Source organism: Rhizobium acidisoli (assembly GCF_002531755.2).
GTDB lineage: Bacteria > Pseudomonadota > Alphaproteobacteria > Rhizobiales > Rhizobiaceae > Rhizobium > Rhizobium acidisoli.
Map to the genome: position 1 here is coordinate 171066 of NZ_CP035001.1, position 18470 is coordinate 189535.

Annotated in this window: 16 protein-coding genes and 1 pseudogene; 11 read left to right on the forward strand and 6 right to left on the reverse strand. The window is 62.5% G+C overall.

Translation table 11 applies throughout. The features are described from left to right. Positions 1–16: 16 nt before the first annotated feature. Positions 17–263: pseudogene (locus tag CO657_RS29670) on the forward strand (FitA-like ribbon-helix-helix domain-containing protein). Positions 264–374: 111 nt separating this feature from the next. Here the strand turns inward: CO657_RS29670 and CO657_RS29675 are convergent. Together CO657_RS29675 and CO657_RS29680 are read right to left on the reverse strand one after the other, a co-directional pair. After that, positions 375–1583 (reverse strand): amidohydrolase/deacetylase family metallohydrolase, encoded by a 1209-nt coding sequence (locus CO657_RS29675; RefSeq protein ID WP_054185076.1) that lies wholly within the window; start codon positions 1581–1583, stop codon positions 375–377. 171 nt (positions 1584–1754) lie between these two features. Then, entirely contained in the window at positions 1755–2624 is an 870-nt protein-coding gene (locus tag CO657_RS29680) for a sigma-70 family RNA polymerase sigma factor (protein WP_054185043.1), read from the reverse strand. A gap of 127 nt (positions 2625–2751) precedes the next feature. Here CO657_RS29680 and CO657_RS29685 point away from each other — a divergent pair, with 127 nt between their 5' ends. After that, complete coding sequence (locus CO657_RS29685; protein ID WP_054185075.1) at positions 2752–3210, forward strand: carboxymuconolactone decarboxylase family protein; 459 nt, start codon at positions 2752–2754, stop codon at positions 3208–3210. Between the two features lie 48 nt (positions 3211–3258). On the opposite strand, the gene rhaI is transcribed toward CO657_RS29685, so the two are convergent. Further along, complete coding sequence (rhaI, locus tag CO657_RS29690) at positions 3259–4551, reverse strand: L-rhamnose catabolism isomerase (protein ID WP_054185042.1); 1293 nt, start codon at positions 4549–4551, stop codon at positions 3259–3261. 194 nt (positions 4552–4745) lie between these two features. Next, positions 4746–6842 (reverse strand): bifunctional rhamnulose-1-phosphate aldolase/short-chain dehydrogenase, encoded by a 2097-nt coding sequence (locus tag CO657_RS29695; RefSeq protein WP_054185041.1) that lies wholly within the window; start codon positions 6840–6842, stop codon positions 4746–4748. Positions 6843–7039: 197 nt separating this feature from the next. Between CO657_RS29695 and CO657_RS29700 the strand changes: the two genes are divergently transcribed. From CO657_RS29700 to CO657_RS29740, 9 genes are all read left to right on the forward strand, one after another. Beyond that, positions 7040–7852, forward strand: coding sequence for a DeoR/GlpR family DNA-binding transcription regulator (locus tag CO657_RS29700; RefSeq protein WP_054185040.1), 813 nt, complete (start codon positions 7040–7042; stop codon positions 7850–7852). Positions 7853–7898: 46 nt separating this feature from the next. Next, entirely contained in the window at positions 7899–8894 is a 996-nt protein-coding gene (gene rhaS / locus CO657_RS29705) for a rhamnose ABC transporter substrate-binding protein (protein WP_054185039.1), read from the forward strand. 72 nt (positions 8895–8966) lie between these two features. After that, positions 8967–10502, forward strand: coding sequence for a sugar ABC transporter ATP-binding protein (locus CO657_RS29710; protein WP_054185038.1), 1536 nt, complete (start codon positions 8967–8969; stop codon positions 10500–10502). Positions 10503–10511: 9 nt separating this feature from the next. Further along, positions 10512–11513 (forward strand): ABC transporter permease, encoded by a 1002-nt coding sequence (locus tag CO657_RS29715; RefSeq protein WP_054185037.1) that lies wholly within the window; start codon positions 10512–10514, stop codon positions 11511–11513. Further along, on the forward strand, positions 11510–12517 hold the full coding sequence (locus tag CO657_RS29720) for an ABC transporter permease (protein ID WP_054185036.1): 1008 nt from the start codon (positions 11510–11512) through the stop codon (positions 12515–12517). Before CO657_RS29715 ends, CO657_RS29720 begins: the two co-directional genes overlap by 4 nt. After that, positions 12514–12831: an L-rhamnose mutarotase gene (gene rhaM, locus CO657_RS29725; protein WP_054185035.1), complete on the forward strand. Its 318-nt coding sequence runs from the start codon at positions 12514–12516 to the stop codon at positions 12829–12831. Before CO657_RS29720 ends, rhaM begins: the two co-directional genes overlap by 4 nt. Next, a complete protein-coding gene (locus CO657_RS29730; RefSeq protein WP_054185034.1) occupies positions 12828–14207 on the forward strand; it encodes an FGGY-family carbohydrate kinase in 1380 nt (459 codons plus the stop codon). The genes rhaM and CO657_RS29730 overlap by 4 nt, the downstream gene beginning before the upstream one ends. 89 nt (positions 14208–14296) lie before the next feature. Continuing rightward, complete coding sequence (locus CO657_RS29735) at positions 14297–15055, forward strand: fumarylacetoacetate hydrolase family protein (RefSeq protein ID WP_054185033.1); 759 nt, start codon at positions 14297–14299, stop codon at positions 15053–15055. Positions 15056–15153: 98 nt separating this feature from the next. Next, positions 15154–15933, forward strand: coding sequence for an ABC transporter ATP-binding protein (locus CO657_RS29740; protein ID WP_003594602.1), 780 nt, complete (start codon positions 15154–15156; stop codon positions 15931–15933). Between the two features lie 6 nt (positions 15934–15939). Here CO657_RS29740 and mmsB read toward each other — a convergent pair whose 3' ends face one another. Together mmsB and CO657_RS29750 are read right to left on the reverse strand one after the other, a co-directional pair. After that, positions 15940–16821, reverse strand: a complete 882-nt coding sequence (mmsB, locus tag CO657_RS29745; protein ID WP_054185032.1) for a 3-hydroxyisobutyrate dehydrogenase — start codon at positions 16819–16821, stop codon at positions 15940–15942. Positions 16822–16830: 9 nt separating this feature from the next. Next, positions 16831–18426 carry a GMC family oxidoreductase gene (locus CO657_RS29750; protein ID WP_003594598.1) on the reverse strand — a complete coding sequence of 532 codons (1596 nt, stop codon included), beginning with the start codon at positions 18424–18426 and terminating at the stop codon, positions 16831–16833. Between the last annotated feature and the right edge of the window lie 44 nt (positions 18427–18470).

The following is an 18470-nucleotide window of genomic DNA, read 5'->3' on the forward strand; positions in this document are numbered from 1 at the left end:
TCTGGAGAGTTTGGGCATGGCCATTCTGACAGTTCGAAATGTGTCCGATGAAGTGCATCGCGCATTGTGTCTGCGGGCGGCGATGAACGGCCGCAGCACCGAAGCGGAAGTTCGTGACATCCTGGAAAGCGTGGTGAAGCCCAAGCGACGCATCCGCATGGGATGCGTTGGCTGATCTCGGTCGGCAGTCGGGGCTGACCAATGATGATTTCGCCGCGTTTGGCCAGCGACCGGCACCGGCGGAACCATTGAGGTTTGAATGATCGTCCGTCAGCCCCTCTGAGACGGCGAGACTTGCTGTCGTAAATCCATTGAACCGCCAAACATCCGACGCTTCTCCGGCGGATGTTTGATCGAATAAGCCGGCGGCGATCCTACCTGTAGGAATAGCCATGGCTATGACGCACCAGCCTGCGCGCCCGCGGCACGTAGCGGCTGGCGGTAACGGCATCGGCGCCCATCACCGCGTAACGCGGCTCGAACAGTTTGTTGAGGACCGAGACGTCGCCGTTGGAATCCGTCGCCTCGAGCTCGGAATCGACAAGGTCGAAAATGGTGAATTCGGCTTGCGCGCCGACCGAGAGCCGATTCTCCATCGGCAGCTTGATGACCGATGCCGGTGCGTGGGTGACGGCCTCCACCACCTTGTCGAAGGGCATGCCGACGCTGAGCAGCTTCGACATCGTCGTCGCCAGGTCCCAGACCGGAAAATTCATCGAATGGCCGTGCAGGTCGGTCGAGATCGAGTACGGCAGCAGCCCGCGCGCAATTGCCGCTTCCGCCACCTTGAAGGAGAAGGAGGCGCCGCCATGGCCGATGTCGAGGCGAATGCCCTCGGAGGCGCAGCGCTCGGCGAGATTGAAAAGATCCTCGTCCTCCATGATGCTCGACCCCGCCTTGCCGTTGAAGCAGTGGGTGACGACATCACCGGGACCGAGGATCTCCAGCACTTCGTCATAGAGCGCCGGCGGTTCGCCGACATGCACCATCATCGGCACTTTCAGGATCTTGGCGATCTTCTTGCCGAGCTTGACAGGGGTGACGCCCCAGGAGCCGGTGATCACATGGCTGGCGCGCACCTTGATGCCGACGATGTGCTCGCTGTTTTCGGCATAGACTTCAAGGATCCGGTCGAGATCGATATCTCTGATATCCCGAAGTTCGGCGACGCGATTGCAGGCGACGAGGCCGATCGAGCCGAGGTTCAGGAAGGCCTTGATGCGCTCGCGCGAGGGCTCGATGATATATTCCCGGAAGCCATGGAAATTCGCCTCACCGGCCGAACCGGCATCGACCAGCGTGGTGACGCCGCGCTCGAGACCGCATTCGGAGGGACGAATGGAAATGTCGGTGCCCCCATGCCAGATATGCACATGCAGGTCGATCCAGCCCGGCGAGACGAAAGCGCCCTTGCCGTCGATGCGGGTCACATCCTCAGAAACGGCGAGCGCCGGACCGATCTTTGCTATCCTGCCGTCGCCATCGACGAGAATGTCGACAGGCCCTTCCGGCGTCCCCGCACCGAAAGCCATCGGTTTTACATTGGTGAGGAGGAGCGGCTTCTTCGCCTGGTTGCCGGACATGCTCATATCGCGTCATTCCACAGTTATGTTATGTAAATCTCTATAATAGAATAAGGCTGGGGGTGCGCCTGTCAAGGAAAATGACGCGACCAGGGCGGCCGCGAAAATGCTGGCGAAGGCGCGCCAATCTGAAGCGCGCCTTTTGAAAGAGCAACCGGATCGTCGTCTGTTTCAGCTGGAAAGCACGGAATAGTCGACGTGTTCGAGATAATCCGGATCGGCGAAGGCGTCGATCACCGTCACCTTCCCGTCGGCGATGGTCAGCGTCACGACGACGCGTAGTTCGTCCTTGATGCGGACGATGAATCCGACTTCGCCGTCGACGAGCGCGGCTTCCGCCGCCTGTGCCCGGCCCTTGAACAGCTCTGCGACCTCGGACGCGCCGCGCCTTCCGCCGAATGGACCGAATCGCGCTGCCGTCGCATCCGGCCGGAAGACGACATCGGGGGAAAGCACGGCAAGCAAGGCCTCGAGATCGCCGTTGCGCGATGCCGTCAGGAAGGCTTCCGCGATCGTCCGCTTGCGGCCGAAATCGACATCGGGCGCCTCGTCCGTGCCCTGTACTCGGCGGCGGGCGCGACTTGCGAGCTGCCGGGCGGCGGCGGACGAGCGGCCGATGATCGGCGCGATCTCGTCAAAAGGCAGATCGAACATGTCATGCAGCACGAAGGCGACACGCTCGGCCGGCGCCAGCGTCTGCAGCACGACGAGCAAGGCCACGCCAACCGATTCGGCGAAGGCCGCATCGCGCTCCGGATCATGTGCCGGATCGGCAATCGCGGCATGAACCGGCATCTCCAGCGGCTGCTCGCGCCGGGTCTTGCGTGCACGCAGCATGTCGAGGCAGATGCGCGCCACCACTGTCGTCAGCCAGCCGCCGAGATTGCCGACGTCAGTCGTATCCGCGCGGTTGAGCCGCAGCCAGGCCTCCTGGACGGCGTCTTCAGCCTCGCTGCGCGAGCCGAGCATGCGATAGGCCGCCGCCCGCAGATGTGCCCGGTTCGCCTCGAATTGATCGGCCAGCCATTTTTTCTCGTTCATCCGTCACATTCCTTCGCTGCGTTCCGTCAAGCCTATGACGAATGAAACCCGGCCGGTGTGACAGCCCCGGCGGATCGTCGAAGAGCAAAATGCATCAAGGAGACATATCATGCAGGAAAAATTGGTCATGCAGGAGAGAATGGGAAATCCCGCCCTGGTGCTTCCCGCCGCCATGCAGGCGCTGACGGCGCTTGCGCAGGTGCCGGCCGAGGCTGGCCTCTCGCCGAAGCTGCTTGAACTCGTCAATCTGCGTGCCAGCCAGATCAACGGCTGCAGCGTCTGCATCGACGGCCATCCGCGCATCGCCAAGAAGCTCGGCGAGACCGATGAAAGGCTTTTCGCCGTCAGCGCCTGGCGCGACACGCCCTATTTCAGCGGTGCCGAGCGGGCAGCCCTTGCGCTGACCGAGGCCGTGACCCGCACCAGCGACCGTTCCGACCCCGTACCCGACGAGATCTGGGATGAGGCGACCCGGCACTATGACGGCAAGAGCCTTGCGGCCCTCGTCATTGCCATCGCCAATATCAATGTCTGGAATCGGCTGAACATTGCTACCCGGCAGATCGCCGGCGCCTGGAAGCCGTAAACGCGGTTGCCGGCAGCGAGTAACCCCTGCGCTGCCGGCGCCTGAAGTTCAGATGATACCGCCGCCGCCGGCAGCCGAAGCCGGGCGCTCGGCCGCGATCTGCTTGCGGTAGCCGCTGGCGCGATAGGCCGCGATCGGGTCGATCGCGCCGCCGGCCCTGCGCCGGGCTTCGGCGAGGATCGGCTCGACATCGGCGCGATAGGCGCGCTTCAGCGTTTCCGAGGCCATCAGCGCGTCATTGTCCTGCTGGTAGCCGTCGAGCGCCTTGCGGTCGACGATCAGCGCTTGCGCATAGGCGCGGCGGATTTCGTTGGCGCTGTTGATCAGGCTCTCGATCGGATCGGTGACATTGTGCGACTGGTCGATCATATGGGCCGGGTTAAAGTCGTTGACCCCACGCTGCTCGGCATCGACCAATTCGTTGAAGACGAGGAACAGCCGATAGGGATCGATCGCGCCGGCATCGAGATCGTCATCGCCATATTTCGAATCGTTGAAGTGGAAGCCGCCGAGCTTACCGAACTGGATCAGCCGGGCGACGATCATCTCGATATTGGTGTTCGGCGCATGATGGCCGAGATCGACGAGGCAATAGGCCTTGGGGCCGAGCGTCTGGGCGATCAGGTAATTGGTGCCCCAGTCCTGCACGATCGTCGAATAGAAGGCCGGCTCGTACATCTTGTGCTCGGAGAAGAGCTTCCAATCATCGGGCAGCGTCTTGTAAATGTCAGCCATCGAGGCGAGGTAGCGCTCGAACGCCTTGGTGAAATTGCTCTGGCCGGGGAAGTTCGAACCGTCGCCGATCCAGACCGTCAGCGCCTTGGAGCCGAGTGCCTTGCCGATTTCGATGCATTCGAGATTGTGCTCGACCGCCTGCGCCCGCGTCGCCGCGTCGGTGTGGCTGAGCGAACCATATTTGTAGGAATGGGCCTGTCCCGGCGCATCGGAGAAGGTGTTCGAATTCATCGCATCGAAGCCGAGGCCGAGCGCATCGCCCTTGGCCTTCAATTCCTTGGCATCCGCCTTGTCCCAGGGGATATGCAGCGAAACATTCGGTGTCGCCTGCGTCAGTTGGTTGATGACGGCGCAATCGTCGAGCTTGTCGAAGATGCCGCGCGGTTCGCCCGTGCCGGGAAAGCGGGCAAAGCGCGTGCCGCCGGTGCCGACACCCCAGGAGGGAACGGCAACGAAAAATTCCGCAACCTTCCGGGTGATTGCTTCGATATCGACGCCGCGGCGGTCAAGGTTCGCACCCAGCGCCTCGTAATCGGCTTTCAGCGCGGCTGCCCGCTTGTCGTTTTCCGTCGCGACCAGATCCTGCGCGATCCTGAACTCGGCCATTTCTACCTCCCGATTGTTTCTCTCTTCCCTTCTCCCCAGCGGGGAGAAGGTGGCCCGAAGGGTCGGATGAGGGGGCGACACGGCATGACGCCAAAAGTTCTTCGCTTTCCGCTCAGAACACGCATCGCTCCGCTCAGCGTCCCCCTCATCTGCCTGCCGGCATCTTCTCCCCGCCGGGGAGAAGAGACCAAGCCTTACCGCGTAAAGCTCTGCACGTTGCCGGCATCGACGTTGATGATGTTGCCGGTCGATTTTGCCGAAAGGTCCGATGCCAGGAAATAGATCGCCTCGGCGATATCTTCCGGAAACACGTTGAGCTTCAGCATCGAACGCTTGCGGTAATGTTCCTCGAGATCATCCACTTCGATCTTCGACGAGGCGGCGCGCTGCTCGCGCCACTCGCCGCTCCAGATCTTCGAGCCGCGCAGCACCGCATCCGGGTTGACCGTGTTGACGCGGATGCCGGCATCGGCACCTTCCAGCGCTAGGCAGCGGGCGAGATGGATTTCGGCAGCCTTTGCAGTGCAATAGGCAGCGGCATTCGGCGAAGCGGCAAGACCGTTTTTCGAGGCGACGAAGACGATGTTGCCGCCGAGCGCTTGACGGCGGAACAGCCGGAAGGCTTCGCGCGAAACCAGGAAATAGCCGGTCGCTAGAATATCGATATTGCGGTTCCACGTCGCAAGCTCGGTGGCTTCGATTGGCGCGGAGGAGGCAATGCCGGCATTCGAGACGAGGATATCGATACCGCCGAACTCGACCGAGGCTTCCGCAAAGGAGGCGATCACCGCATCTTCCTTGGTGACGTCGAGCCGGACGCTGCGCACCGCATCGGCGCCAAACTTCTTGACGAAATCGGCCTCGGTGCCCTCGAGTGCCGCCTGGTCGATATCGGCAAGCACCACGCAGGCGCCCTCGGCGACGAGGCGCGCGGCCGTCGCCCGGCCGATGCCGCCGGCGCCGCCGGTGACAAAGGCCACGCGGCCGGCGAGGCTCTTCGGCTTCGGCATGCGCTGCAGCTTGGCCTCTTCGAGCAGCCAATATTCGATATCGAAGGCTTCCTGCTCCGGCAGGCCCTGATATTCCGAAACCGTCGAGGCGCCGCGCATGACATTGATGGCGTTGACGTAGAATTCGCTGGCGATGCGGGCCGTCGCCTTGTCGCGGGCGAAGGACAGCATGCCGACGCCGGGAACGAGGAAGATGACCGGATTGGCGTCGCGCATGGCGGGCGAATTGTCATGCTTGCAGTCGTTGTAATAGCGGGCGTAATCGGCGCGATAATCCTCCAGCGCCTGATCGAGGCCGGCAACGATCGCGTCGACATCCGGCTTGGCGGGATCGAAATCGACGATCAGCGGACGGATCTTGGTGCGTAGGAAATGATCGGGGCAGCTGGTGCCGAGCGCGCCGAGCGGGCGCAAATCCTTCGAATTGACGAATTCCAGCACGGCGTCCTGATCGTCGAAATGACCGAGCTTGCGTTCCTGCTTGCCGATGCGGCCGCGGATCTCCGGCATCAGCCGGGCAGCAATGGCGCGGCGCTCGGCAACGGGCAGGCTCTCCGCGACGGCGCCGCCGAAAATCGTCTTGCCTTCGGTCTTTTCGGCAAACCAGACGATCGCCTTGTTGATGATATCGAGTGTCAGCTCGTAGCAGGCCTTGGCATCATCAGCCCAGGTAAAGAGGCCGTGGCTTTCGAGCACGACGCCCTTGGCATTCGGGTTCGCCTTGACGAAGGCTTCGAGGTCGAGGCCGAGCTGGAAGCCCGGACGGCGCCAGGGCAGCCAGCCAATCTCGGCGCCGAAAATCTGCTGCGTCAGCTCCCGAGAATTCTTCGAGGCGGCAATGGCGATGATCGCGTCGGGATGCATGTGATCGACATGGGTGAACGGCACGAAGCCGTGCAGCGGCGTGTCGATCGAGGCGGCGCGAGCGTTGAGGTTGAAGGTGCAGTGCGGCAGGAAGCCAACCATGCGATCCTCGTCTTCGACTCCCTTATAGATTGATTTCAGCGCTTCGAGCTTGTCCTGGTAGAGGGTCGCGAAGCCGTCGAGCTTGATGGTGCCGACATCGCCGCCGGAGCCCTTGACCCAGAGCACCTTGACCTTGCCGCTGGTCAGCGGATCGGTCTCCATCACCTTCGCCGAGGTGTTGCCGCCGCCGTAATTGGTGATGCGCTTGTCGGCGCCGAGCAGGTTGGAGCGATAGAGCAGCTTGCCGGGCTCATCGAGGCCTGCCGCATATGCATCATCCCACCGGTTATCCAGAAGCCGGACGTTCGCCGCCATATCATCCTCCCATATAGGCTTGTCAGGGGCCGCGATCAGCGCGCCCTTTCGCTCACGGTATCGCGCATCAAAAGTGTGCTTGTCAATCGAAAACGATCAAATCCGATTATGCTGCATCGCAATATGAAAATTTATGATCGTTTGTGATTGACAGTCATTAAGGGATGCGAAATAAATGTGACAAGAGGAGGAGCCCAATGCACGAACGCGAACGCCATCGCATCATCTTAAGCGCTGTTCAGGAAAAGTCCGTAGTGACGATCCAGGACATTGCCGAGCTGACGGAAGCTTCCGAAGCGACAATCCGGCGCGACATTGCGGCTCTTCATGTGCAGGGCAAGATCCGTCGGGTCCGCGGCGGCGCCGAGGCAGTGCATCCGCCGCAACTCGGCAATCTTGCCGGTCGGCCCTTCCGGGTTTCAGAATCAGTCAACATCGATAAAAAACGTGCAATTGCCCGCGCAGCCGTCGATCTCTGCGAAGCGGGTGATGCCATCATCATCAATGGCGGCACGACGACCTTCCAGATGGTGCATTACATGGCCGGCCATCGCCTGCAGGTGATGACCAATTCTTTTGCCATCGCCGAACATCTGGTCAAACATTCCAAAAACACGGTGACGGTGCCGGGCGGCGCGATCTATCGCGAGCAGAGCCTCATCCTGTCGCCTTTCGACAATGATGCGATCCGCAATTTTTATGCGCGGCGCATGTTCATCGGCGCCCAGGGTGTCGGCCCGCTCGGCATCATGGAGGCGGATGCCCTGATCATCCAGAGCGAGCAGAAGCTGATGCACCAGGCCGACGAACTCGTCGTCATGGTCGATTCAAGCAAATTCAATCGCCGGTCGAGCCTTATTCTCTGCGCGCTCGACCGCGTTTCTGTGATCATCACCGATGACGGGATTTCTGACGAGGCGGCTCGCATGATCGAGACTGCCGGCGTCCGGCTCGTTGTCGCAAGCCCGGTGGCCCAGGCTGTGAGGGAGGATTCCTCGTCGGTCGCATGAGGCGCCGCCGAGGTGTGGAAGTCTAATCTTTAAGGGAGGAAAGTACATGAAACTCGCAAAGACACTTGCGCTCGGCGTCGCGCTCGCCGTCGCCATGATGGCCGGCACTGCCAGCGCCAAGGACATCAAGATCGGCCTCGTCGTGAAGTCGCTCGGCAACGGCTTCTTCGACGCCGCCAACAAGGGCGCCCAGGAAGCCGCCAAGGAACTCGGCGGCGTTGAGGTCATCTACACCGGTCCGACGTCGACGACGGCCGAAGGCCAGATCGAAGTCATCAACTCGCTGATCGCCCAGGGCGTCGACGCCATCGCCGTCTCGGCCAACGATCCGGATGCGCTCGTTCCGGCGCTGAAGAAGGCGACCCAGCGCGGCATCAAGGTCATCTCCTGGGATTCCGGCGTCGCGCCGGAAGGCCGTATCCTGCAGCTGAACCCCTCGTCCAACGAGCTGATCGGCAAAATGTGCCTAACGCTGGTCAAGGACCATCTCGACGGCGGCAAGGGTGACTTCGCCATTCTGTCGGCAACCACCACCTCGACCAACCAGAACATCTGGATCGACCAGATGAAGAAGCAGCTCAAGGATTTCCCGGGCCTCAACCTCGTCACCACGGTTTACGGCGACGACCTCTCGGACAAGTCCTATCGTGAAGCCGAAGGCCTGCTGAAGTCGAACCCGAACGTCAAGGTCATCGTCGCTCCGACGACGGTCGGCGTTCTCGCCGCTTCCAAGGTCGTCGAAGACAAGGGTCTTGTCGGCAAGGTCTACGTCACCGGCCTCGGCCTGCCGTCCGAAATGGCCGGCGCGATCAAGTCGGGCGCCACGAAGGAATTCGCCATCTGGAACCCGATCGACCTCGGCTATTCCGCAACGCAGATCGCCTATCACCTGGCAAAGGGTGATGCCGATGGCAAGCCGGGCAGCGAAATCGAAGCCGGCCGCATGGGCAAGATCAAGATCGGCGACAACGGCGAAGCCGCCATGGCTGATCCCTTCGTCTACAATGCCTCGAACATCGACCAGTTCTCCAAGGTCTTCTGATCCGGAGCCGACGAATAAGATCCCGGCGGCCTTGCTGCCGGGATTTCCCTTTCGACATTTGGTAGAAATCTGATGAACGCCGCCTTTCAACAAACCGTCACGGACAGCAAAACCGGCGATGCGCCCGCTATTCTGGAAATGCGCGGCATCTCCCAGATCTTTCCGGGCGTGAAGGCGCTCGACAATGTCAGCATCGCCCTTCATCCCGGCACGGTGACGGCGCTGATCGGTGAAAACGGCGCCGGCAAGTCGACGCTTGTCAAGATCCTGACTGGCATCTACCGGCCGAACGAAGGCGAGATCCTGGTCGACGGCCGGCCGACGAGTTTTGCCAGCGCCCAGGCGGCGATCGATGCCGGGGTTACTGCCATCCATCAGGAAACCGTGCTTTTCGACGAGCTGACGGTTGCCGAAAACATCTTCCTCGGCCATGCGCCGCGCACCCGCTTTCGCACCATCGACTGGCAGGCGATGAACAACCGCTCGAAGGCGCTGCTCATCGCCCTCGAAAGCAACATCGATCCGACGATCCGGCTCAAGGACCTCTCCATTGCGCAGCGCCATCTGGTGGCGATTGCCCGCGCTCTGTCGATCGAGGCCCGCATCGTCATCATGGACGAGCCGACCGCCGCCCTTTCGCGCAAGGAAATCGACGATCTCTTCCGCATCGTCCGCGGCCTGAAGGAACAGGGCAAGGCGATCCTCTTCATCAGCCACAAGTTCGACGAAGTTTATGAAATCGCCGACGATTTCGTCGTCTTCCGCGACGGCCGCGCCATCGGCCAGGGGCGGCTCAAGGACACGCCGCAGGACGAGATCGTCCGCATGATGGTCGGCCGCGACGTCGAAAACGCCTTTCCGAAGATCGATGTCGCCATTGGCGGTCCGGTCCTGGAGATCCGCAACTACAGCCACCGCACCGAATTCCGCGACATTTCCTTCACCCTGCGCAAGGGCGAGATTCTCGGCATTTACGGGCTGATCGGCGCCGGCCGCTCGGAATTGTCCCAGTCCCTCTTCGGCATCACCCGGCCGCTCTCCGGCACGATGATGCTCGAGGGCCAGGAGATCGCCATCCATTCGCCGCAGGACGCGATCCGCGCCGGCATCGTCTACGTGCCGGAAGAACGCGGCCGCCACGGGCTGGCGCTGCCGATGCCGATCTTCCAGAACATGACGCTGCCCTCGCTCACCCGCACCTCGCGCCGCGGTTTCCTCAGGGCGGCAGAAGAATTCGCGCTCGCCCGCAAATATGCCGAGCGGCTGGATCTGCGCGCCGCCGCGCTTTCCGTGCCGGTCGGCACGCTGTCGGGCGGCAACCAGCAGAAGGTCGTCATCGGCAAATGGCTGGCGACGTCGCCGAAGGTCATCATTCTCGACGAGCCCACAAAGGGCATCGACATCGGCTCGAAGGCGGCCGTGCACGGCTTTATCAGCGAACTCGCCGCCGAAGGCCTGTCGATCATCATGGTCTCTTCCGAACTGCCCGAGATCATCGGCATGTCGGACCGGGTTCTGGTGATGAAGGAAGGGCTCGCCGCCGGAATTTTCGAACGCGCCGAACTGTCGCCGGAAGCGCTGGTGCGCGCCGCCACCGGCAATGCATGAGGTAGAAGCATGGCAAGACTGATCAGAAAACGCGAAACCCTGCTGTTCCTCATCATCGTCGTGATGATCGCGATCTTTTCGACGCGGGCTGCGGATTTCGCCACGCCGGACAATCTCGCCGGCATCTTCAACGACACCTCGATCCTGATCATCCTGGCGCTGGCGCAGATGACGGTGATCCTGACGAAATCGATCGACCTGTCGGTCGCCGCCAATCTCGCCTTTACCGGCATGGCGATCGCGATGATGAATGCCGCTTATCCCGATCTGCCGCTCGTCGTGCTGATCCTGATGGCCATCGTCATCGGCGCCTGTCTCGGCGCGATCAACGGCTTTCTCGTCTGGGCGCTGGAAATCCCGCCGATCGTCGTCACCCTCGGCACGCTCACCATCTATCGCGGCATGGCCTTCGTGCTCTCCGGCGGCGCCTGGGTCAACGCCCATCAGATGACCCCCATCTTCCTGTCGGTGCCGCGCATGCCGATCCTCGGCCTGCCGGTTCTCGGCTGGGTCGGCATCGTCATCGTGCTGCTGATGTATGTGCTGCTTCGATATACCCAGTTCGGCCGCTCGGCCTATGCGACCGGCGGCAATCCGACCGCGGCCGTCTATGCCGGCATCGATACGGGCTGGACCAAATTCCTCGCCTTCGTTCTCTCCGGCGCGCTCGCCGGGCTTTCGAGCTATCTCTGGGTATCGCGTTATGCCGTCGCCTATGTCGATATCGCCAACGGCTTCGAGCTAGACAGCGTGGCGGCCTGCGTGATCGGCGGCATCTCGATTGCCGGTGGCGTCGGCTCGGTCGCCGGCACCGTGCTCGGCGCGCTCTTCCTCGGCGTCATCAAGAATGCGCTGCCGGTGATCGGCATTTCACCCTTCACCCAGATGGCGATCTCCGGAACCGTCATCATTCTCGCCGTCGCCTTCAACGCCCGGCGTGAACGCAACCGGGGCCGCATCATCCTGCGCGACCGCGCCGCAGCCGAGATTAAAACGGAGGCCGCAGCATGAGCACCGTGTCCACACCTGAGAAGCGGGTCATCCCCGATCGCCTCGGCACGCCGCTGCGCCGCATCGTCGCCAGTTGGGAAGTGCTGCTCTTTGGCGTCGCCGTCCTGATCTTCATCTTCAATTCCCTGGCCTCGCCCTATTTCCTCGATGCCTGGAACCTCTCCGACGCCACCTTCAACTTCACCGAAAAGGCAATGATCGCCTTCGCCATGGCGCTGCTGGTCATCTCAGGCGAGATCGACCTGTCGGTCGCTGCGATCATTGCGCTCGCATCGACGGCAATGGGAGCCGCAGCCCAGCTCGGCGTCGGCACGCCGGGCCTGGTGCTGATCGGCATCGGCACCGGCCTTGTCTGCGGCATCTTCAACGGCGTCCTGGTCTCGGTGCTGAAACTGCCGTCGATCGTCGTCACCATCGGCACGATGAGCCTTTTCCGCGGCATTTCCTATATCGTGCTCGGCGATCAGGCCTATGGCAAATATCCCGCCGACTTCGCCTATTTCGGCCAGGGTTATTTCGTCTGGGTGTTCTCCTTCGAATTCGTGCTGTTCATCGTGCTGGCGATCCTCTTCGCCATCCTGCTGCATGCGACGAATTTCGGCCGGCAGGTCTATGCGATCGGCAATAACGACTTCGCCGCCCGCTTCTCCGGCATCCCGGTCGAGCGCGTCAAATTCATCCTCTTCCTGTTGACCGGCATCATGAGCGGCATCGCCGCCGTCTGCCTGACTTCGCGCCTCGGCTCGACCCGGCCGTCGATCGCGCAAGGCTGGGAGCTCGAAGTCGTCACCATGGTCGTGCTCGGCGGCATCTCGATCCTCGGCGGCTCCGGCACGATCGGCGGCGTCGTCATCGCGGCCTTCGTCATGGGCCTCGTCACTTTCGGCCTCGGCCTGCTGAACGTGCCCGGCATCGTCATGTCGATCTTCATCGGCCTGCTGCTCATCATCACCATCGCGATCCCGATCATCGCCCGTCGCATCAAGCTCATGAGCTCCCGATGACTGAAAAACACGCCTTCAAGATGCAGCTCAATCCCGGCATGGAAGCCGAATACCGCAAGCGGCATGACGAGATCTGGCCGGAACTGGTCGATCTCCTGCATAAGTCGGGCGCCAGCGATTATTCCATCCATCTCGACCGTCAGACCAACACGCTGTTCGGCGTGTTGACGCGGCCGGCCGACCACACGATGGCGAGCCTGCCGGAACATCCGGTCATGAAGAAATGGTGGGCGCATATGGCCGACATCATGGCGACGAATCCGGACAATTCGCCTGTTCAAAGCGACCTCGTCACCCTCTTTCATATGCCATGACTGCTCCCTCCTATCGCCGCATCGCCGTACTCGACATCGGCAAGACCAATGCCAAGGTCGTCGTGCTCGACAGCGCGACGGGCGCCGAGATTGCCGTCCTGAAACGGCCGAACGTTGCGATCAAGACCGGCCCCTACCCGCATTACGACATAGAGGCTCTCTGGTCCTTCGCGCTCGATGCACTGAAGAGCCTGGCGCGGGAACCGGGCTTCGACGCCATTTCGATCACCACCCATGGCGCCGCAGCCGCCCTGCTCGATCGGCACGGTGGGCTCGCCATGCCTGTGATCGACTACGAACATGAATATCCCGAGGCGATCCGCGATGCCTATACGGCCTTGCGCCCCGCCTTCGACGAAACCTTCTCGCCGCGGCTTACGATGGGTCTCAATGTCGGCGCACAGCTGCACTACCAGAAGACTGCCTTCCCCGAGGCGTTCGCCGGGGTCGCCACTATCCTCACCTATGCGCAATACTGGACGGCACGGCTGACCGGGGTCGCCGCCAATGAGCTGACCTCGCTCGGCTGCCACACCGACCTCTGGAAACCTAGGACGGGCGACTATTCCTCGCTCGTCGACAGGCTCGGCATCCGCGCGCTGATGGCGCCGATCCGCTCCGCCTTCGATGCGCTCGGCCCGGTCCTGCCCGGGATCGCCGAAGAGCTCGAGCTTGCCGCACCGATGCCGGTCTATTGCGGCATTCACGATTCCAACGCCTCGCTGCTGCCGCATCTGGTCCATCGGGAAGCACCCTTCGCCGTCGTCTCCACTGGCACCTGGGTCATCAATTTCGGCGTCGGCGGCGATCTCGATCACCTCGATGCCAAACGCGATGCGCTCGCCAATATCGATGCCTATGGCCGGGCCGTCCCCTCTTCGCGTTTCATGGGCGGGCGGGAATTCGAGATCCTTTCGGCCGAGATCGGTCCCGTCGATGAAAAGGCCGCGCAGGCAGCGATCGGCCGCGTGATCGAAAAGGGCATGATGCTGCTGCCCAACATCGCCCCCGGCTCCGGACCTTTTCCCGGCAAGGCAAGCCGCTGGATCGGCGCCGAAGGAGCGAGCCGCGAGGAGCGCCATGCCGCCGCATGCCTCTATCTCGCTTTGATGACCGATGCCTGCCTCGGACTGATCGGCGCCAAAGGCCCTGTTATCGTCGAGGGTCCCTTTGCGCTCAACGAGACCTATCTGAAGCTGCTTGCCGCCCTTGCCGGCCGCGAGGTGCTTGCCCTTCCCGGCTCGACCGGCACCAGCCAGGGTGCTGCCCTTCTCACCGGCATCCGGCCGGTATCCGGCGCCGAAACGCATGTTCCACCTGTTGAGGTCGCGGGGCTCGCTGCTTATCGCGACCGCTGGTACGCGGCGATGGAATAAGAGCTTTTCCAATTACGGCTCAACAACGCCCTTGCTCGCCCCTGCCTTACCGTTAGTGTGCCCCTCGAAAATCAATTCGAGGAGACAGCATGACAGAGACATTCGATCCGGGCGCGCTCGCGGCCCGGCTTCATAGCCTGCGCCAGGCCGGCCGGCAGGAGGAAACCGGCACTTTCACGCTGCCGGCCGATCTGCATCAGGCGATGGAGGCCCAGAATTTCCTGACTGCCGCCGACGGCATTTCCAGCAATGCCTGGAAGGTGACGGTCTCGCCGCAAGGCCAGGCGGTCACCGGTCCGCTGCATCCCTACGCCGAGGCCGCCTCGGGCGCCAGCATCCCCTGGTACCCGGGCATGAAATTCGAAACCGAGATCGCCGTGCGCTTCGGCAGGGATCTGCCGATCCGCACCGGCACTCCCTATAGCCGCGCCGACGTGGTCGAGGCGATCTCCGCCGTCCATCTCGGCGCCGAGCTGCTGGTCAGCGCCGTCAAGGAAGGCGGCAGCGTCTCCTTTCTGCTGTTTACATCAGACCGCCTCGGCAATAGCGGCTATGTGCTTGGCCCGAAGCTCGACAAAAGCGCTGTCGATACCGCCGGTGGCACGCCGCTCAAGGTCACCCATGCCGGCCGCACGATCTATGACGGCCCGGCCCAGCATCCGAAGGGCGATGTTCTCACCTGGCTGATCGATTACGCCAATGACGGTCTGCGCCCCGAGACATCGCTGAAGGCAGGCGCGCTGATCACCACAGGCACGTTGAGCGGCGCGATCGAACTGACTGAACCTGGCGATATCGATATTCTGTTCGGGGACAGCAGACTGCACTTTTCCGTGTCAAAGGGTTAATGTCCGAAACGTAAGTTGACAATTCCGGTTTAGTTTTGCAGGGAAAGGGAGGGCTCGCCCTCCCGAGCCCGTTCGCAGCGCCGAACCTGGAGCAGACCATGCCTTCGCCTTTCCTTGCCCTGTCGGGAATCGAATATGCCATCGGGCCGAAATCCATTCTGCATGGCATCGACCTGACGCTCGAGCAGCGCCGCATCTACGGTCTGGTGGGGCCGAACGGCTCCGGCAAGAGCACGCTTTTGAAGATCATCGCCCGCCAGGTTGCGGCGAAGTCCGGCGCCATCGCCTTTGGCGGCAAGCCGGCCGGTGATTGGGGCGCGCGCGAATTTGCCCGGCACGTCGCCTATATGCCGCAATTTACGCCGGCAACCGACGGCATGACCGTGCGGGAACTGATCGCGCTCGGCCGTTTTCCCTGGCACGGCACGCTCGGCCGCTTCACCGCCACCGATCGCAACAAGGTCGAGGAAGCGATCGTCCGCACCGAGCTCGAGAATTTTGCCGACCGTCTCGTCGCCAATATGTCCGGCGGCGAGCGTCAGCGCGCCTGGATCGCCATGATGCTCGCCCAGGACGCCCGTTGCCTGCTGCTGGACGAGCCGACGTCGGCGCTCGACCTCGCCCATCAGGCAAGCGTCCTCTCATTGGTGCAGGAGCTCAGCCACGAACGCGGGCTGACCGTGATCATCGTGCTGCACGACATCAACCTCGCTGCACGCTATTGCGACGCGATCGTCGCGCTCAACCGCGGCCGGATCACCGCCGAAGGCACGCCCACGGAGATCATGCAGACTGACAAGCTGCAGTCGATTTTCGGCGTTGGGATGGGCGTCTTTCCGCATCCGGTGCGCAACGAGCCGGTCAGCTATCTTCTATAGTATCGTCTACGGCTTTTCCCGGAACATCTCGATGATGGCGGAGAAATCCCGTCCGCCATTGCCTTGCTTTTCGAAGAGCGCAAAAAGCTGGGCCGCCTCTGCCCCCATCGGCGTTGACGCGCCGCTCGCCAGCGCCGCCTCCTGCGACAGTCTCAGATCCTTCAGCATCAGCGCCGCGGCAAAGCCCGGCTTGTAGTCGTTGTTCGCCGGCGACGTCGGCACCGGCCCGGGCACCGGGCAATAGGTATTGATCGACCAGCACTGACCGGATGAAGTCGAGGCGACGTCGAACAGCGCCTGGTGCGAGAGGCCGAGTTTTTCGGCGAGCACGAAGGCCTCGCAGACGCCGACCATCGAGATGCCGAGGATCATGTTGTTGCAGATCTTCGCCGCCTGGCCGGCACCGGCCTCGCCGCAATGGACGATCTTCTTGCCCATCGCCTCGAGAATGGGTTTCGCCCTGGTGAAGGCCTCGTCCGAGCCGCCCGCCATGAAGGTGAGTGTGCCGGCGCTCGCCCCGCCGGTGCCGCCGGAGACGGGCGCGTCGAGCGACAGGCAGCTTGCGGCCTTGGCCATCTCATGCGCCTTGCGGCTGCTCTCGACATCGATCGTCGAGCAATCGATGACCAGCGTGTCCTGCGCGGCGGTCTGCAGGATATCGGTCCAGGCCGTCAGCACATGCCTGCCCTGCGGCAGCATTGTGATGACGATCTCGGCGTCCTTGACCGCCTGACTGGCATGGCTTGCCGGTTTGACGCCGCCTTCCTCGGCCGCCTTCAGCACGGAGGCCGCGAGATCGAAGCCGAGGACCTCGTGATCCGATTTGACGAGATTGGCCGCCATCGGCCCGCCCATATTGCCAAGCCCGATGAATGCGATCCTTGCCATGGTCTTCTCCTATCGATTGTCTTCGAGGATCATCGCCGCTGCCTTTTCGGCGATCATGATCGTCGGCGAATTGGTGTTGCCTGAGATGATCGACGGCATCACCGAGGCGTCAGCGATCCTGAGCTTGCCGAGCGCCCGCAGTTTCAGCCGGGGATCGACGACGCTGTCCCTGTCGGCGCCCATGCGGCAGGTGCCGACGGGATGGAAGATCGTCGTGCCGATTTCGCCCGCCGCCCGCTCCAGATCGGCCTCGGTCTGATAGTCGGGCCCCGGCTTGAATTCCTCCGGCTTGAACCGTGCGAAGGAAGGCTGCGCGACGATCTTGCGCGTCAACCGTATCGAACGGACAGCTATGTCACGATCGCGCTGCGTCGAGAGGTATTTCGGGCTGATCGTCGGCTGGGCGGCAAAATCCGGGCTCGACAGATGCACAGAACCCCGGCTTTCCGGCCTCAGATTGCAGACGCTTGCGGTGATTGCCGGGAAGGGATGGACGGGATCGCCGAACTTCTCCAGCGAGACCGGCTGCACGTGATATTGCAGGTCGGGCGTTTCCCGGTCCGGCCCCGAGCGGGTGAAGATGCCGAGCTGGCTCGGCGCCATCGCCATCGGCCCGGAGCGGCGGACGAGATATTCGAGCCCGATCGCCGCCTTGCCGATCAGCTTCGTCGCCTTCTCGTTCAGCGTTGGAACGCCGGTCACCTTATAGGCGAGCCGCAGCTGCAGATGGTCCTGCAGGTTCTCGCCGACGCCCTTCACCTCGGAAATGACATCGACGCCCGCCCGCTGGAGAACCTCGCCCCTGCCGATGCCCGAGAGTTCCAGAATATGCGGCGAGCCGATCGACCCGGCCGAAAGAACGGTTTCCTTTCCGGCATAGGCGCGTTTCGCCACGCCATCGTGCTGGAATTCAACGCCGGCGACGGCCCCCTCCTCGACCAGCAGCCGCCGAACCTGTGCCTTGGTCAGCACGGTCAGATTGGAGCGTTTCCGCGCCGGGCGCAGGAAGGCTTTCGAGGTGTTCCAGCGAATGCCGGAACGCTGGTTGACGTCGAAATAGCCGGACCCTTCATTGCTGCCGCGGTTGAAATCCGCCGTCTCTGGAATGCCTGCCTCTTTCGCCGCCTGCTGGAAGGCATCGAGCACGGCCCAGCGCACGCGCGCCCTTTCGATGCGCCATTCGCCGCCGGCGCCATGCATCTCGTCTTCGCCGCGATAGAAATCCTCGGACTTGCGGAAGAAGGGCAGAACATCGTCCCAACCCCAGCCACTGCAGCCCATCTGCCGCCAGAGGTCGTAATCGCGCGCCTGGCCGCGCATATAGATCATGCCGTTGATCGACGAGCAGCCGCCGAGCACCTTGCCGCGGGGATAACTCAGCGCCCGGCCGTTCAATCCGGCTTCCGGCGCCGTGGTGAAACACCAGTCGGTGCGCGGATTATTGATGCAATAGAGATAACCGACCGGGATATGGATCCAGTGGTAATTGTCGCTGCCCCCGGCTTCCAACAGCAGCACCCGGCTCCTGCCATCGGCCGACAGCCGGTTGGCAAGTACGCAGCCGGCACTGCCCGCCCCGATGATGATATAGTCGTACCGATCCATATGCGCGCCCCGCACGAAACTCCAGATGCTTGCCGCTTCCCTCT

Coding starts and splice junctions, on each gene's coding strand:
- CO657_RS29675 (WP_054185076.1), bottom strand. CDS start 1,583: ATGTCCGGCAACCAGGCGAAGAAGCCGCTCCTCCTCACCAATGTAAAA.
- CO657_RS29680 (WP_054185043.1), bottom strand. CDS start 2,624: ATGAACGAGAAAAAATGGCTGGCCGATCAATTCGAGGCGAACCGGGCA.
- CO657_RS29685 (WP_054185075.1), top strand. CDS start 2,752: ATGCAGGAGAGAATGGGAAATCCCGCCCTGGTGCTTCCCGCCGCCATG.
- rhaI (WP_054185042.1), bottom strand. CDS start 4,551: ATGGCCGAGTTCAGGATCGCGCAGGATCTGGTCGCGACGGAAAACGAC.
- CO657_RS29695 (WP_054185041.1), bottom strand. CDS start 6,842: ATGGCGGCGAACGTCCGGCTTCTGGATAACCGGTGGGATGATGCATAT.
- CO657_RS29700 (WP_054185040.1), top strand. CDS start 7,040: ATGCACGAACGCGAACGCCATCGCATCATCTTAAGCGCTGTTCAGGAA.
- rhaS (WP_054185039.1), top strand. CDS start 7,899: ATGAAACTCGCAAAGACACTTGCGCTCGGCGTCGCGCTCGCCGTCGCC.
- CO657_RS29710 (WP_054185038.1), top strand. CDS start 8,967: ATGAACGCCGCCTTTCAACAAACCGTCACGGACAGCAAAACCGGCGAT.
- CO657_RS29715 (WP_054185037.1), top strand. CDS start 10,512: ATGGCAAGACTGATCAGAAAACGCGAAACCCTGCTGTTCCTCATCATC.
- CO657_RS29720 (WP_054185036.1), top strand. CDS start 11,510: ATGAGCACCGTGTCCACACCTGAGAAGCGGGTCATCCCCGATCGCCTC.
- rhaM (WP_054185035.1), top strand. CDS start 12,514: ATGACTGAAAAACACGCCTTCAAGATGCAGCTCAATCCCGGCATGGAA.
- CO657_RS29730 (WP_054185034.1), top strand. CDS start 12,828: ATGACTGCTCCCTCCTATCGCCGCATCGCCGTACTCGACATCGGCAAG.
- CO657_RS29735 (WP_054185033.1), top strand. CDS start 14,297: ATGACAGAGACATTCGATCCGGGCGCGCTCGCGGCCCGGCTTCATAGC.
- CO657_RS29740 (WP_003594602.1), top strand. CDS start 15,154: ATGCCTTCGCCTTTCCTTGCCCTGTCGGGAATCGAATATGCCATCGGG.
- mmsB (WP_054185032.1), bottom strand. CDS start 16,821: ATGGCAAGGATCGCATTCATCGGGCTTGGCAATATGGGCGGGCCGATG.
- CO657_RS29750 (WP_003594598.1), bottom strand. CDS start 18,426: ATGGATCGGTACGACTATATCATCATCGGGGCGGGCAGTGCCGGCTGC.